Source organism: Bifidobacterium saguinibicoloris, from assembly GCF_019331725.1.
GTDB lineage: Bacteria > Actinomycetota > Actinomycetes > Actinomycetales > Bifidobacteriaceae > Bifidobacterium > Bifidobacterium saguinibicoloris.
Genome location: NZ_JAHBBF010000012.1, coordinates 38,626 through 55,463, shown reverse-complemented (window position 1 = coordinate 55,463; position 16,838 = coordinate 38,626). Strand labels below are relative to the sequence as shown.

General features: G+C 61.1%; 9 protein-coding genes. 4 read left to right on the top strand and 5 right to left on the bottom strand.

From position 1 onward, the window contains the following. Positions 1–67: 67 nt before the first annotated feature. Entirely contained in the window at positions 68–1,834 is a 1,767-nt protein-coding gene (locus KIH78_RS08150) for a hypothetical protein (protein WP_219131952.1), read from the bottom strand. A gap of 56 nt (positions 1,835–1,890) precedes the next feature. After that, positions 1,891–2,859 carry a glycosyltransferase family 2 protein gene (locus tag KIH78_RS08145; protein ID WP_214315119.1) on the bottom strand — a complete coding sequence of 323 codons (969 nt, stop codon included), beginning with the start codon at positions 2,857–2,859 and terminating at the stop codon, positions 1,891–1,893. Between the two features lie 366 nt (positions 2,860–3,225). Between KIH78_RS08145 and KIH78_RS08140 the strand changes: the two genes are divergently transcribed. Beyond that, the gene (locus KIH78_RS08140) at positions 3,226–6,297 is read left to right on the top strand and encodes an Ig-like domain repeat protein (protein WP_219131951.1); all 3,072 of its coding nucleotides are present in this window, start codon (positions 3,226–3,228) and stop codon (positions 6,295–6,297) included. A 124-nt stretch (positions 6,298–6,421) separates the two neighbouring features. Here the strand turns inward: KIH78_RS08140 and KIH78_RS08135 are convergent, their stop codons facing one another. Further along, positions 6,422–9,751 (bottom strand): RICIN domain-containing protein, encoded by a 3,330-nt coding sequence (locus KIH78_RS08135; RefSeq protein WP_219131950.1) that lies wholly within the window; start codon positions 9,749–9,751, stop codon positions 6,422–6,424. Positions 9,752–9,943: 192 nt separating this feature from the next. Between KIH78_RS08135 and KIH78_RS08130 the strand changes: the two genes are divergently transcribed. Then, a complete protein-coding gene (locus KIH78_RS08130) occupies positions 9,944–11,113 on the top strand; it encodes an ImmA/IrrE family metallo-endopeptidase (protein WP_219131949.1) in 1,170 nt (389 codons plus the stop codon). Further along, complete coding sequence (locus KIH78_RS08125) at positions 11,110–11,673, top strand: DUF4411 family protein (protein WP_219131948.1); 564 nt, start codon at positions 11,110–11,112, stop codon at positions 11,671–11,673. Before KIH78_RS08130 ends, KIH78_RS08125 begins: the two co-directional genes overlap by 4 nt. Before the next feature lie 64 nt (positions 11,674–11,737). Here the strand turns inward: KIH78_RS08125 and KIH78_RS08120 are convergent, their stop codons facing one another. Both KIH78_RS08120 and KIH78_RS08115 read right to left on the bottom strand, forming a co-directional pair. Next, the gene (locus KIH78_RS08120) at positions 11,738–15,022 is read right to left on the bottom strand and encodes an RICIN domain-containing protein (RefSeq protein WP_219131947.1); all 3,285 of its coding nucleotides are present in this window, start codon (positions 15,020–15,022) and stop codon (positions 11,738–11,740) included. A 174-nt stretch (positions 15,023–15,196) separates the two neighbouring features. Continuing rightward, a complete protein-coding gene (locus KIH78_RS08115; RefSeq protein ID WP_219131979.1) occupies positions 15,197–15,424 on the bottom strand; it encodes an N-acetyltransferase in 228 nt (75 codons plus the stop codon). A 213-nt stretch (positions 15,425–15,637) separates the two neighbouring features. Between KIH78_RS08115 and KIH78_RS08110 the strand changes: the two genes are divergently transcribed. Continuing rightward, positions 15,638–16,828, top strand: a complete 1,191-nt coding sequence (locus KIH78_RS08110; RefSeq protein WP_219131946.1) for an ATP-binding protein — start codon at positions 15,638–15,640, stop codon at positions 16,826–16,828. The last annotated feature ends 10 nt before the right edge of the window (positions 16,829–16,838 follow it).

Here is a 16,838-nt window from a genome sequence, read left to right as displayed (position 1 = left end):
TCACTACGTGAGAGCCGCCTCCTTTGTTCATCATTCAGCCACCCCGCAAGAAACGTGTATCGCAAATCTAGCGGGTAACAACCTCTGAACGGGGCTTATGCCTATGCCATTCGCAGAATTCTCGCCGCGCCCATACGCCATACATAAGCAAGCCGCCGACCGCACAGGCTGAAACAACTTCAGATAATCTCCATACGAGAGGCTCCGTATAGGCGATATGCACCGTACCTTTGTATCCATTGGGCACGTGGAGTTGCATCATTCCATTACGTGACGCCGTAAGCATCAACTCATCACCAGACTTTGTAACGGCATGATAATACGGATACATCAGTAACGGCAACGTTACCGTGCCGCGCGAAGATGCGGAAACCGTCAAATCGACGGTTCCATCACGCTGTATGTACTGTCCGATACTCACTTTCGTGCTCGTAGGAACAGCCGAATGTCTATCCAAATAAGCAACGTCAAAACCGGCAGGAAGATACTCGCCGCTCATCACCCCATATGAAGCAGCATGATTATCTACCGTATCGGAGAAAGGACTGGATGAAATGGAATTCTGCATCCAGCTGGTTGTAGCGAAGCCGGCTTCGCATGCGGCGATAATTACCATCAGCGCCCCGGCCCTTCGTCCCCATATCGCAAAATCCTTATTAAGGAGTAAGCAATAGATGGCAGCGCAGGATACCACAACCAGCAAAGCAGACGCTACACCGAGGAACCGCCACGGAAATTGAATGGACGACAACACCGCAATCAGCTTATTCCACAAGGCGAAGCGGTTCATACGCCAATAAAACACGGTCATCGAGCAATACAATGCGACCATGCTCGCCGCAACCATAATGCCACCTACATCAAGCATTCGCTTCTGCTGATTTCCACACACGGCTTTCCTCAGTGCTATCAGTGCGGCGAACACAACAAGGCCGCACAACAACGACCAGCCAAGTGCAAAGGGCATATCTTGAGAAATTCGATTGACATCACCGTCACTGCCGCCACGCATCGGCACCAAGAACATTAATAGCTGCGCCGGCTGTACTGCGTTGGCTGCTGCGCTGCCGACCTTCTCAGCAGCATCAATCTGCGTGACTTTCATATCGACACTACGGTAATAATCCCAAAATGGCACTACATACCAAAGACAAAGCCCCGCCGAGCACACTGCTGATAAAGCCAACTGTTTCCACATGGTTTTCGTGCAATTGACCCGGATACCAACTACAACAAGCACCACCATGGGAACAGCTACAAGCACCACGCTGATTACATGAGACAGGACGATGCCGGAGGCGCCAATGGAAGTCCAAATCCATGGATGCTTGCTGAGTCCCGGATACACGATTGCATACCAGCCATACAGAAGTATCGGGAAAAAGAACAACGCCGTGTATTCACCCACAGCAGCGCGGAGATACACATCCTCCAAACGGTAAGGAGCCAGTGTCCATAAGGCAGCGCCCACGAATGCGACGAAATCGGACTTGAAGACACGCTTTACAAGAACGAATGTGGTCACCACCGTCAGCAAATTCAGCACTAACACAAATAGCTTGTAAGCAGTGTTGACGGACAGCCCCAGTATGTGCAGGATCGCAGAGGGGTAAAGAAATATATCCCCATACATAATGGACACAGGATACCCGTAACCATCAAGTTGCACATACTGCATACGAACCGGAAATTGTCCGTTCCTTAGTCCATCCGCGATGCCTTGGATACGGTACAGATGGAATAAAATGTCATGACCGTCCGTAATGGGCAAGTAAGTCATGAACATTGGGATACTCGCGATAGCCCACACTACCAACAAGAGCAGCACGAGCACACGCTTTTTCTGCGCAGCCTCAAGCCCCCCCCCCGTAGCGAATTGCAGGCATCTGTTCACTTGACAATGTGCTGCTCCTGTACAAGATAATTAGGCCGATTCTTTGTCTGCATGAACACACGCCCGAGGTACTCGCCGATAATGCCGAGGCTTAGCAGCTGGATGCCACCGAGAATCAGCACCACCACCATGGTGGACGCATAACCAGGTACGTCCACGCCCCAAGCCAGTGTTCGCACCAGAATGACGATGGCGTACACAATGGCTGCGAAGGACACCAGACTGCCCGCCCATGTGGCAATCTTCAACGGCATCGTGGTGAAGCTGGTGATGCCGTCCATGGCCAGATGGAACAGCTTCATGTAGTTCCACTTGGTCTTACCCGCCACGCGCTTGTCGCGGTCGTACAGGAACTCAATCTTCTTGAACCCGATCCAGCTGAACAACGCCTTGGAGTTCCTTTCGGACTCGTTGAGACGCTTCAACGCATCGATGCACTTGCGGTCCAACAGACGGAAATCACCGGTATCCTTCTGGATGGCCACGCCGGACACCTTCTGCAGAAGATCGTAATACCAGCGGCTGGTCGCCTTCTTCAACCAGCTCTCCCCCTCACGGGAACGTCTGCGTGCGTACACATCGTCATAGCCTTGACGCCACAGTTCAGCCATCTGAGGAATCAACTCCGGCGGATCCTGCAGGTCGGCGTCGATGATCACCAGGCCATCCGTATGTACGTTCTCGATGCCCGCATACATGGCCTTCTCCTTGCCAAAGTTACGCGACAGAAAGATGTACTCCACATACGCGTGTTCCCGCGCGTACCGCTTAATCAATGGACGGGTCTCATCCTTGGAACCGTCATCCACGAACAGCACCGTATATTCGATGTCACTGGTATTACCCACCAGAGCATCCATACGTTCGAACAGCAACGGCAACGATTCCTGCTCGTTATAGCAAGGAATCAGCACCGTAATCGTCCGTCTATCGGAAACTAGCTGTTCTCCGACCTTTACGTCCATATCTCACCTCAATACACAGTCAATCAACCAGATATATGGTAACCCAACGGAGTGTGATTCATCACAGGCTGTATTCTCATTTACAATGGTCACCCACCTGCTGAACATTTCCACCGGATGACATTGTTTCGTGCAGCCGGTTCACCGCGTAATGCCAACGCAATCCAGCCGATATCGTTCGGCAAGCTTCCGGAAACCTCCTACCCGCACCATGAACGGTGAAGAGGAGAGAGTCCGATGCAACAGCACCGCCGAACCAACCAGACGTTTTTCCGCGCATAGACCATCGCGCATGCCTGCATGCCGTGGCATATGCGCGCAACCGTTCCCATCTCCTCTCCACCGGTCTCACAGAGAGGAAGAAGCATGGGACTGTTCATCACATCACACGGAAAGCGGCTCGTCGCCATCGCAGGAGCGTTGACATTGGCGATCTCGCTGGGCATCGCGCCATTGACCGCAACGGCAGCACCCCAATCGCCCACCGAAACGCAATCGGCAAATGGCCAGACCATCTCATCCGGCGACAACTGGACAGTCACCAAAGTCGCCGGCGGCTACCAAGTCTCCGTCACCATCACCGGTGACCTGCCCATGCGTGACGCGGCACCGCACATCTACGCGGACGGCACCGACCTAGGCGCGGCACACGAAACCCTGGACGGTTCCGCAGTCACCCTCATCACCGACAACCCCACAGCTGACGCCGCCAAAACGTTCGCCATCGGCTTCGACGACACCGGCATCACACCGAGAAGTAAAGCCAAGGCGCGCAAAAGCGCGCCGAACGCAACACCGGATGCGGAACCGGACGGCATCGCCAAAACCGTAGTCGACACGGACCTGGACAAACCCGGCCAATACCAAGTGGCCGAACAAACCTATGATCTGGGCGATCAGGCCATCGACCTCAAGGACATCGGCGGCATCAAAGGCGAATTCCGCGGCATCGCCTACTACCCCTCCAACAAAACCACGCCCAGTCCGCTCGTCGTCCTGCTCCACGGCCGTCACACCTCCTGCGCCACCGTCAAGGAAGGCGTGCAGAACCCCAACCGATACCCATGCGTGGACGGCCAAGTGGACGTGCCCAGCTATCTAGGTTACGAGTACACGGCCAAACTCTTGGCGTCCCGCGGCTATGCGGTGGTATCCATCAGCGCCAACGCCATCAACGCGAACGATAACCAGCTGGCCTCGGATTACGGCGCCGCCGCACGCGGCTGGCTCGTCCTCGACCATCTCGATTATCTCAAACGCGCGAACGCCGGCAGCGTGGACGGACTCGGCACCGCTCTAACCGGCCGTCTCGACCTCAGCAATATCGGCCTCATGGGTCACTCCCGTGGCGGAGAAGGCGTGGTGCGCGCCGCGCAACTCAACCAGACCCTAGACCAGCCGTACGCCATCAGATCCGTATTCGCACTGGCGCCCGTCGACTTCAGCCGCCTCACTCTCCCCGGCGTCTCCCTGATGACCACCCTGCCATACTGCGACGGCGACGTGAGCAACCTGCAAGGTCAGCATTTCATCGACGACACATCCGCCTCGTTCCAGGACGGCGTACTGCGCTCCACCGTGCTGGTACGCGGCGCGAACCACAACTTCTTCAACACCGTCTGGACGCCCGGCCAGTACGATCATGCGGCCAGCGACGACTGGGGTTATGCGGACGAAGACCAGACCAACCCCGTGTGCGGCGTGAACTCGCCCACCAGCGAGCGCCTCACGGACGAACAGGAACGTGCCGTGGGCAACGGCATCCTGCAATCCTGGTTCCTGTTCACCATGGGCGGAGACCAGCAGTATCTGCCGTTCTTCGACGGCAGCAATGTGACGAACTCCGTGTACGGCACAGCGAAGGTCTCCTCCACCGTTCAGACGCCCAGCGACGCACAGGCGTCCATCAACCCGTTCACCAGCCCGACCACCACCACGTCCACATCCGATACGGCCACGGCCATGATCTGCAGTGACGCGAAAAGCTGCGGCGCGGACCTGCCATCCTCACGCATCCCGCATTGGGCAGCCATGCGGTTCGCGAAATCCTCCCCCGGCACCGCGGTGATGAAGTTCGATTGGACCGCGAAGGATACCTCGTTGACGGTCGACGTGCCTTCCGCCTCCCGTGACGCATCCGGATACCAGTCGTTGAACTTCCGCGCCGCTCCCGGAGCGTTCGAAAACGCGGCGACCGACCTATCCATCATGCTGACGGACGCTGCAGGCGCTTCCGCCTCCGTCTCCACGGCCGACTATTCCGACGCGCTCTCCCCGTTGCCCGGCGACGGCGGCGACTACATCGGCAAGACGATACTGCGACAGGCGTCCATCCCATTAAGCGCATTCACCGGCGTGGACCTGACGAACGTGACCGCCGTACGCTTCTCCTCCCTGACGGACACGGGTACCGCGTACCTGTCCGATCTGGCATTCGCGAACCCCTCCGCCGGCTCCTCCACGCCCGCACCCAGCCTGCCGCAGGTGAGCGTCGGCAGTACGTACGTGAACGAAGGCAACGGCTCCCGTTCCGTGAAGGTCGGTATCACCTTGGACCGCAAATCCACGAAACCGGTGACCGGTCGATTCGAAGTGATCTCGAAAGTGAAGGACGGTCCGAACGCAGCCCCCGCCGCCACCGGGTTCACGTTCCAACCCGGACAGGACTGCGTGGTGGTGGATGTGCCGGTGACCGGGGATACCGCGAAATCCACCCAGCCGACCACATCGTTCACATCGACCATCGCCGTAGTATCCGGCGCGATCACGAAGAACACGTTCGCCCCGTTCACCATCCGCGAGGATGACGGCGTGGTGGATACGAATGGCAAGGACGCGGAATCCGCTCCGGACCCGGGCGCCGACCCGGACCCATGTGCCGGACGAAACCTGGCGGACAGCCGAACCATGGTCTCCGGACCGTCCACAGTCGAGGAAGGTTCCGACACTTCCGTGAAGGTCGAGGTCATCGGCATCAGCCAGAGCGCGAAGCCCACCGGAGCAGTCACTCTCACCGAGAACGGCCAGACGCTTGCCAGCGGCACGCTGGGCGAAGACGGCACCGTCTCCATCACCCTGCCGACGGATCTGACCGCAGGCGAGCACAAGTTGACCGTCACCTACAACGGAGACACCGCATTCGCCACATCGTCGGCGCTGTACACGGTAACCGTCACGAAGAAGACAGACACCGGTGGCGACGGTCAAGGCGGGACCGGTGGGACCGGCAATGGGACTGGCGGCACGACGGCCTCCGGCAAGCCGACCACACCCGATAACGGCGGCACAGGCAACGGCACGAACCGGAAGGCCGGTTCCTCGGCAACCGGCAGATTGTCCAAAACCGGTGTTGCGGTGACGGGTCTCCTGGCTGCAGCCCTAATCATGGGCGCCATCGGTACAGCATTGCTCAAGCGCCGCGGGCGCCATCGCCAGTAGCGGCGGATTCAATAGTTGGGCCCTGACGGATGTGATACCCGTCAGGGCCCTTCGCATGGCCGGTCAGCCGGCGCCCCGGTTCTTACCGCGCCACCGCATGCCGACGTCCATGGCTTTTACCGCGCTACTTCACCACCCACTGCTGAGCAGCGGTGCCGTTCGCGGCATACAGCTGCACGTTCGCACCATTAGACGTGGAACCGCCGGCCACATCCGCCACCATGTTCTCCGCGGCGGCCGAACGCAGGGTCACGCTGCCGTTCGCATTCTTGACCGCAATCCACTTCTGCGCCCACGTGCCGTTCGACGCGAACTGCTGGATGTTCGCACCATTCGCCGTGGAACCGCCAGCAACATCCAGTACCTTGCCGGATCCTACGTTCGTGAGCGTCACATAGCCGGCTTTGTCATGCGAGACGCGCCACTTCTGCGCGGCCGTGCCGTTCGACGCGAAGATCTGCACATTCGCACCGGAATCGCGCGAGCCTCCGCTCACATCCATCACCTTGGACGTGTTCGCCTTGGACGCGAACGTGACCGTGCCACCGTCCGTCAGCACCGACTTGTTCTTCGCTGCCGACTCATCGAGACGGGTCCGCAACGTCTTGGCCTCGGTGAACGTCCACCGCTGCGCCTTCGTACCGTTCGAGGCGAAGATCTGCACGTTCGCACCATTCGCCGTGGAACCGCCGGACACGTCGACCACCGGACCTTCGACCGCAGCGGACCGCAGGGTCACCGTGCCGTCACCGTTCTTGACCGCGATCCACTTCTGCGCCCACGTGCCATTGCCCGCGAACTGCTGCACGTTCGCATAGTCCGCTGTGCTGCCTCCCGAAACGTCCAGCACCTTGCCGGACTTCGCGTTCGTGAGCGTCACATAGCCCTTTCCGTCATGCGAAACGCGCCAGATCTGCGCGTCGGTGCCGTTCCACCCGTACAACTGCACGTTCGCATAGTTCGCCGTGCTCCCGCCCGAAACATCCAGCACCATGCTGTTCTTCGCGGCCGAGGACACCCGGTACGTACCATCTGCAACCACATCCTTGTTCGTCGCAGCCAGCGAATCAAGACGTTCACGCAACGTCTGACGCTGATCCAACGTCCACTGCTGCGCCTTCGTGCCGTTGCCGGTGTACACCTGCAGGCGCGTGCCGCTGGCCGTGTTGCCGCCCGAGATATCCATGGCCTTCGCGGACTTGACATTGAAGAACGTGAGCACGGCGTCGGAGCCGGCCGTACGTGCCATCCAATGCTGTGCCGCCGTACCGTTGGACGCATACTGCTGCAACGGCGTGCCGTTCGTGGTGCCGCCACCGGCGGCCTCGATCACCTTGCCGGACTTCGCATTGGCGATCTCATACACACCGTTGCCCACGGCCTTGAACCGGTACAGCTGCGCGTCGGAACCATTCCAGCCGTACAGCTGCACGCCGGCCTTGTCGGCAGTGGAACCGCCGGCAATATCCACCACCTTGGTCTTGTCGGCCGCGGAGACGATGCGCACGGTCTTGCCGGCGGGCACGTCCGCATCCACGGACGCCAAGCCGAACTTCTGCGCCGCACTGTTGTTCGGCGCATACAGCCACACCTTCGTGCCGTCGGCGGTGGACCCGCCGGACAGGTCGAGCACATACTCGCCCAACGCGGACTGCAGATAGTACCCGGTGCCGGAGTCGCGCACGAACCAATGCTGGGCCGTGCTGCCGTTCGCCGTCCACTGGCGGACCGTGGCCTGGCTGGCGCCTACGCCGTTCTCCACATCCAGCACCTTGCCTGTGGCCACGTTCTTGATCTCGTAGCTGCCGTCCTGCTGCTTCGTGAACGTGAACCGTTGGTTCTCGCCGCCGGTCGCCTTGTTCAACTGCGTGACGGCGCCGTCATCCGTGGCGCCTTCGGCGATCTCCACGCCGGAGGAGTCCTTCGCCACCGCGTTGATGTAGTAGTCGCCGTCCGCAAGACTCACCTTCGGCATCTTCGAAACGTTTTGCAGGTATCCGCTCACCTTGTCCCGAATCTCCCCCATGCGGTTCCACACCTGCTGGCCGGGGCACTGGGTGCGGTTGAGGCTGCCGCCGGCCCAATGCGACTGGTCGCCGTGGCCGGTGATGCGCGCCTGCGTGCCCTTGTATTGGAACGTGCCGTACGGGTCGGTGATGCCGAGCGCGTCGAACTCCCATGCGATGGCCGCAGCCACGGAGTTGACTTGCGCGTCCGTGGGCGCCACGCTGAGATGGTAGCTGCCGAGCATGGAGACGCCGAACGTGTCGTAGTTGAAGCCCACGGATTGCGCTCCGACCACCTGGCTGGCGGGCACGATCTGGTTGGCCACGCCTTCGTCGCGGCCCTCCCAGATGCCGCCGAACCGGTCCACGATGAGCTGGTAGCCGATGTCGCCCCACCCGTTGTGCACGTTGTGGTACAGGTAGATGCCGTTGATCATGGCCGGCACCTCGGCCTGCGTGTAGTTGTTGCGGTCCACCGTGTGGTGCACGATCGCGCCCTTCCAATGGCCGCTGCGGTCCGGCTTCCACGTCATCGCCGGGTTGCCGTTGACCCACCATTCCTCGCGCGTGTGGATCGTGCCGGTCGCGGTGACGGCCGCGGCGTTCGTCACCGTGGCCTTCGTGGTGGCCGTCGTGCCGGCCGTCGCGGTCCGCGTTGTCGCAGCCGACGCAGTGGCCGTCGTGGCATCCGACGCGTCCACGTCGCCGCTATTCGCGTCGCCGCCGTCCGTGACGCCACCGTCCCGTTCGACGTAGGCGCCGCCTTCCGCGTCGCCCGCCGCGGAATAGCCGGAGTCGATGACGACGAGCTTCGCCTCGGTGATGGTCTGGCCGCTCTTCGGCGTGAGCCTCGCCTCCGCCTTCGTGGCCGCACCCACGTAGTAGGACGGGCTCACGCCTATCGTGCCGGAATCCTCGTCCACGCTGGGCAGCTCCACCCAGTCGCTCCACGTGCCGTCGGTGAGATACCGCAGTTCGTACGTGGGCGCCTCGTCCGCGTCGGTCATGTCCTGCTGCGTCCACGTGACGCCCACCGTGGCCAGACCGGACACGTCGGCCTGCGCCATCACGGCCTCGCCAGGCTGCGGCTGCGTGCCGTCGTCCTCGTCCAACGAATACGGCTTGACGCCGTCGGAACCGCCGTCGGCGGCCGATTCCGGCGTGAACGCCTCCTCCGCCGTCTTCGGCGTGTGCGTCTTCGCGACCTTCGTCACGCCGTCGGCGGACGTGTCCGCGACCTTGTCGGCCGCCGGCGTCACGGCACCGGACACCGCACCTGACGCGACGGACGCCGCACGCACGGCCATACGCGCCGCATCGGACGCCGACGCCCCGTCGGCCATGGCCGGCGCCGCCGGCACCATCATCGCGAGCGCGGCGAGCGCGCCCACCCCCATCTTCCACGGATTCCCACGCATGACGACGTCTCTCCCGTCTTCCGACTTCACGATTCCCTCGCCCGCACACGCCATCGGCGGGCCGCACCGTTCCATCGTATCGACGGAAACCTACAACGCCGCGGGCCGACAGCTATTTCCGCGCCCGCGACTTTGCGACGTCGCAGACGCATTCCCAGCCAAACCCCGTACAATCGGAAGTAATTCACCCCTTGTCGTCGCATCAGGAAAGGAGATGCTCGCATGACTGCAACCGTGGACGTGAGCCTCGCCCCCGAAGTGCTGGACTGGGTGCTGCGCATAAGTCCCGCCGATCATCACGACGATCCGCAAAGACGCATCGTCCAGCAGTGGAAATCCGGGGAACGTCAGCCGAACATCAGGGACATCAACGAGGTAAGCCGCAAACTGCACATCCCCTTCAGCTACTTCTTCCTCACGCAGCCCATAGACGACACCCCGGCGATATTCGAGCACCGCACCATCGGCAACGGACCATTGAAGACGCCGTCCCGCGACCTTGTGGATACGGTCGCCGACATGTCCAGAATCCAGGACTGGGCCAGACAGGATCAAATCGACAACGGCGGCGAACCGTTGCCATTCATCGGGTCCATGACCGTGAAGTCTGGTGTGGTTCGCATAGCCGATTCCATTCGCAAGACACTGGGAATCGAAAAGACCTGGTACACACAGCTGGGAACGCGCAAAGCGGAGGAAGCATTCACGCTCCTTCGTGAATGCGCGGCTCAGACGCAAATCATCGTCATGATGAACGGAGTGGTGGGAAACAACACCCACAGAAAACTCAACCCCGAAGAGTTCCGGGCCTTCGCTCTTGTCGACGAATACGCGCCGCTGATATTCATCAATCGCGCGGACGAACCGGAGACCGCACGGCTGTTCTCCCTGGTACACGAATTCGCCCACCTGTGGCTGGGGCAGGATGAACTGTTCAACGACGGCACACCACCTCGTGCCACCAGCGGTCTTGAGCAGGCCTGCAATGCGGTCGCCGCGGAAATACTGATGCCAACCAAGGAATTCACAGCCGAATGGCATCGGGTCACTCACAGCGGGGTGCCCGTTGAGCAGCGCATCGAAAAGATGCACGAGATATTCCCCGCATCTTGGACCAGCATCGCGCTCCGTGCGCTCAACAGCGGTTCCATCAGCCAGACGGAATACGAACGCATCACCGATGCCGCACAACGCTGGGCTACACGACAGACCGCGACGTCTTCCCCTGGAGGCAATTACTACAACACCAAACTCAGCCGATTCGATAATCGCCTGTTGGACCATCTCGTGGCCTCCGTCGCGGAAGGACGTACCTCCTACGTCGAGGCATACCGACTTACCGGCACGAACCGACGGACCTTCCCTGAACTGCTGAAGAGGGCAGGGCTATGAGTACAACCAACGGATCTACGCAGGCATCACTGTTCTCGGACGTCGCGCCAAAGTATCTCATCGACACCAACTGTCTCATCAAGCCGTACAACACGTACTACGCACCGGATTTCAAGCTGTCTCAGCCTTTCTGGAATCAACTGAAGACGTTGGTGGAGCAAGGAGCCGTCGGAGTGCTGGATAAGGTGCGCGACGAAACATACGGAGGGCGCGATTCCGACCAATTGGATATCTGGCTGGACTCCATCACACCATACGTCATTGCCACGGAGAACGATGTCCGCATCGTCACCGGATTCCACCACGTCATACAAGCAATCGGCCTACCTTCCAGCGGCTACCAACCCAAAGCGATTCGGGACTGGGATAACATCAGCATTGCGGACCCATGGTTGATTGGAGCGGCCAGTCAGTTCCAATCAACCATCATCACGTTCGAGAAGTCCCAAAACATGAACGACCGTCCGTGGAAACACCTGAAGATTCCCACAGTCGCGAACATGTTCGGTGTGCAATGCATCGACCTGTTCACGTCCATGAACAAAGCGGGCGGCTTCTAAAGAAGCCACCCGCCAATCCCGCCGATAAATCAGCAGCCGTTCACAGCACCTACCGCACCGCGGCCTACTTCCGCTGAGCAACCCACTGCTGGGCGGCGGTGCCGTTCGCGGCGTACAGCTGCACGTTCGCACCACTCGCGGTGGAACCGCCCGCGACATCGACCACCATGTTCTCCGCGGCGGCAGAACGCAACGTCACGCTGCCGTTCGCGTTCCTCACCGCGATCCACTTCTGCGCCCACGTGCCGTTCGACGCGAACTGCTGGATATTCGCGCCATTCGCCGTGCTGCCGCCCGAAACATCCAACACCTTGCCGGACTTCACGTTCTTCAACGTCACATAGCCCTTCGCATCATGCGAGACGCGCCACTTCTGCGCGGCCGTACCGTTCGCGGCATAGATTTGCACATTCGCATAGTTCGCCGTGGAACCACCGGACACATCCAGTGCACGGCTCGTCCTCGCCTTCGCCGCGAACACGTAGGTCGCACCATCCGCCAGCACGGACCGGTTCTTCGCAGCCGACTCGTCCAACCTGCCGCGCAGCGTCTTGGCCGCGGTGAACGTCCACCGCTGCGCCTTCGTGCCGTTCGGGGCATACTGCTGCACGTTGGCGCCGTTCGCGGTGGAACCGCCGGCGACGTCCAGCACGATGCCGTCCACCGCGGCGGACCGCAGCGTCACCGTGCCGTCGTTGTTCTTGACGGCGATCCACTTCTGCGCCCAGGTGCCGTTCGACGCGAACTGCTGCACGTTCGCGCCGCTCGCCGTGCTGCCGCCCGAAACGTCCAACACCTTGCCGGATTTCGCATTCTTCAACGTCACATAGCCCTTCGCGTCATGCGAGACCACCCAGCGCTGCGCATCCGTGGCGTTGTCCGCGTACAACTGCACGTTCGCGTAGTTCGCCGCGCTGCCGCCCGAAACATCCAGCACCATGCTGTTCTTCGCGGCCGACGCGACTTTGTACGTACCATCCGCAAGGACGCCCTTGTTCGCGGCGGCGGCCGCGTCGAGGCGCTCGCGCGGCGTCTGCTGCCTGTCCAGCAGCCACTGCTGGGCGACGGTGCCGTTGTACGTGTACGTCTGGAGTTTCGCCTGGGAGGCGACGGTTCCGCCCGGAATGTCGATGGCCTTCGCGGACTTCGCGCTGAGGAACGTGAGCTTGCCGTCGACGTCGACCACGGACCAGCGTTGCGCCGCCGTGCCGTTGGACGTGTACTGCTGGATGGCCACCGAGCTGCCGGTGCGGCCGCCCGCGGTCTCCAACGCCTTGCCGGAGTTCGCGTTCGCGATCTCGTACACGCCGTTGCCGATCTCCTTGAACCGGTAGATCTGTGCGGCGGAACCGTTCCACGCGTACAGCTGCGCCTTCGCGTTGTTCGCCGTGGAAGCACCGGTCATGTCGATGACGTACGTCGTGTTCTTCACGGAACGCAACCGGACGGACGTGCCCGTGGGCACGCGCGTCGAAGCGGAGACGGATGCGAGCGAGAACTTCTGCGCGTCGGAGCCGTTCGGCTCGTACAAGGCCACCGTGGTGCCGTTCGCGGTGTTGCCGCCGGCGATGTCGAGCACCCAGTTGCCGAGCGCGGACTGCAGGTACCAGCCGGCACCGGAGTCGCGGATGAACCAACGTTGGGCCGCGCTGCCGTTCGCGTCGTACTGTTGGACGGTCGCGTTGTTGCCGGCGTTGCCGCCCGAGACGTCGAGCACCCTGCCGGAACCGACGTTCTTGATGACGTAGCTGCCGTCCGGCTGCTTCGTGAACGTGAACTGCTGCGCTTTGGTCCTGTTGGCATCGTACAGCTGCGTCTTCACGCCGTTCGCGGTGTTGCCGCCCGCGATGTCGACGCCCGCCGAGTTCCTCTTGGCGGAGTTGATGTAGTACGTGCCGTTCGGCACGGTGATCGATTCCAGTGTGCGCACGTCCGTGGCGGCCTGGTACGTCTTGTATCCGAACGCGTTGAGGTCGACCTTGCCGCTGATGCCGTTGATGGTGCCGGAGCTGGTGTACTGCCAGCCGCGGTCGTTGGACGGCCACGCCGTGTACTGCATCCTGGCACCGTACTGGGCCACCCAGCGGGTCTTCGCATGGATGCTGGAGCTGTTGAGCTCGTTGGCCAGGTAGCTGGTGTACGAGTAGACGCTCAGGTTCGTGTAGCCGACGTTCCGCATCTGCGTGTACCACGCGTTCACGATGCCCTCGTACACGCTCGGATTGGTGGGGTGCGCGTGTCCGGTCCACGACCACGCCTCCAGGTCGTAGTACACGGGATACGACATGTCACCCGGGTTCACGCCCGCCTGCTTGAGCAGGCTCGCCACGTTCGCACCCTCCTTGGCGCCCGTGGACGCGTCGTACGCGTACGAGTACAGGTAGACGCCGAACGGGATGCCGAGACGCTTGCACTCGTTGATGTTGCGTTGCGCCTTCTTGTCGAGCCCGTTGCCCCAGCCGTAGCCGATGCGGATGATCGCGCCCTCCACGCCGGCGTTCTTCGCCTTCTGCCAGTCGATGTCGCCCTGCCATTCGGACACGTCCACCACGCCCTTCGCCTGCTGGACGAACAGGGTGCCGCCCTTGCTGAAGAACGCGGGCGTGCCGTTGTACGAACCCCAGTACGCGCCGTACTCGTTGTTCTGCAGCGCGGCCGCCGTCACGCGGGCAGCGTCGGAGGCGCGGGTCGGCGCGACGGACGCGGCGGCGTCGTACTTGTCGGACGAATCGGACGCACCGTCGGACTCACGTGACGTATCGGCGGACCCGTCGGACGAGGCGGACTCGCCGGACGCAGACGAATCGGAACCTGACTTGCCGGACGCGGACGCATCGCCCTCCACGTCGCCGCCGTTCGCGGCGACCTTGTCCTTCACCTCCGCGGCGTCGACCGGAATGAACGACGCGCCGTCGGTCTTCGCCAACGGATCCGGCTGCTCGCCGGACGTACCCACCAACTGCGGGTCGGTCACCGTCTCGCCGGTCTCGATGTCCTTCAACTCGCCATCGTCGGTCAACGCGTGCGACTCCGACACCACGGTGTCGTCGTCCGCGATATCGGACGCGACCTTGTCCGGAAGCGCGGCGTCGGGATTATCCGGCATCGCGTCGGCCGCGGTTGCATCGGACGCGGCGACCGGCTGGGCCGCGAACGCGGACAAGCCGGAACCGGACGCATGGGAGCCCGCGGAAGCGGAAGCGGACGCATCGGACGTCATACCCGTCGTCGCATTCGTCACGCCGCCCAACGCCATATCCTCCAACGCGGACGCCGGCGCCACGCACACCCCCGCGGCCAACGCCACCGACGCGGCGAACGCGATCGCACCCGTCATCCTCTTCGCCATCACACCATTCCTTTCACCGCGCACCGAACCATGCGTCGGACCGCACAAGACCATGCGCCGCACATCCCCATCCGGACGTCCACGCGCGCCAAACACTCCCCCGATTCTCGCACGGGGGTAGGGCAATCCCGCATCGTTCACACGGCAGGACAACGACCGGCGGCACACACGCGCCTACCGCGCCGACACGGGAAGGTTCAAAGGCGTGAACATGCGCGTGGATCCGGCGATATGACGGAACCCGTAGTGCTCGTAGAACGCGGCGGACCTGTCCGTAGCCGGCTCCACCAACAATGCACGCGCGCCGATGATCTCAGCGGCATTCAGCGAGCGCAGCACGGCGTCACGCAACAATTGCCCACCCACGTGCATGGTCTGGAAGCGGACATCCACGCCAAGCATGCCCAGCAGACTCGGTTGTGTGCCTCGATGGGCGTCTCAATGCCCGCACGAAAAAGCGATTTCTACCAGAACACAGCATTCAAATCCGCAAAACGAAAAGTTCTACCAAAAAAGTGGTAGAACTTCATAAAAACCTATATACTTATCAGAAAACTGATAGGTTTTGCAAGGATAACAGCAAACGGCATCCAGAGGGGAAGGAACAGCCACATCATGATCGAACGACCGGCATACATGGACTGGCTGGAACGCTGGCAAGACAAAGACGTCATCAAAGTCATCACCGGACTGCGCCGCTGCGGCAAATCCACCGTGCTCAAACTCTTCCGAGAACGACTCCTCACCAAAGGAGTGGACTCGAATCGCATCATCGCCATCAACTTCGAAAGCATGGACGACGACTACCCCACCGAGGCAAAACCCCTCTACGACTACATCGTCTCCCGGCTGACGCCAGGCGCCATGAACTACGTGTTCCTGGACGAAATCCAACACGTACGAGAATTCGAACGTGCCGCCGACGGCCTCTACGTACGCGACGACGTGGACCTATACCTCACCGGCTCGAACACGGACCTGCTCTCCAGCGAACTGGCCACACGACTCACCGGCAGATACGTGGAACTCCGCATGCTCCCCCTGTCATTCAAGGAATACCGCAGCACCCGCCCCCAGACGGAGCTCCCCGAACAATCCTTCAACCGATACCTGCTGTACGGCGGACTGCCCTACGCGGCCACGCTCGACCACGATCAGGACATCGCCGACTATCTGGGCGGCGTGTTCAACACCATCCTGGTCAAGGACATCGCACAGCGCCACCCCCGCATCGACACCATCGCATTCGACGAAGTCGCCTCATTCCTCGCGGACAACGTCGGCAACATCACCTCCGTGAAAGGCATCGCAGACGCCATGAAACAAACCCACCGCAGCATCTCCCCCACAACGGTAGGCGAATACATCGCGGCCCTACGCGAAAACTATCTGCTGTTTCGGGCCGACAGATACGACATCAAAGGCAAGAACTATCTGAAAACCCTTGAGAAATACTATCTGGGAGACCCCGGGTTCCGATTCTGGTTCCTCGGCAAGACCGGCGGTGACCTCGGCCACCGCATCGAGAACGTCATCTATCTGGAACTGCTCCGCCGTTTCAGAACCGTACATATCGGCAAAATAGGCACCACCGAAGTGGACTTCTACACACCGGACCCGCAAGGTGACCGCTATTACCAAGTCTCACTGACCGTCATGGACGAATCCACGCTCTCCAGAGAACTCAAACCACTACAGTCCATCGACGACAACCATCCCAAAACACTACTCACCATGGACCACATCGGAACGGACGACCACGCCGGCATCAGACAAGTCAACATCATCGACTGGCTGCTGGAATAGACGACCACGC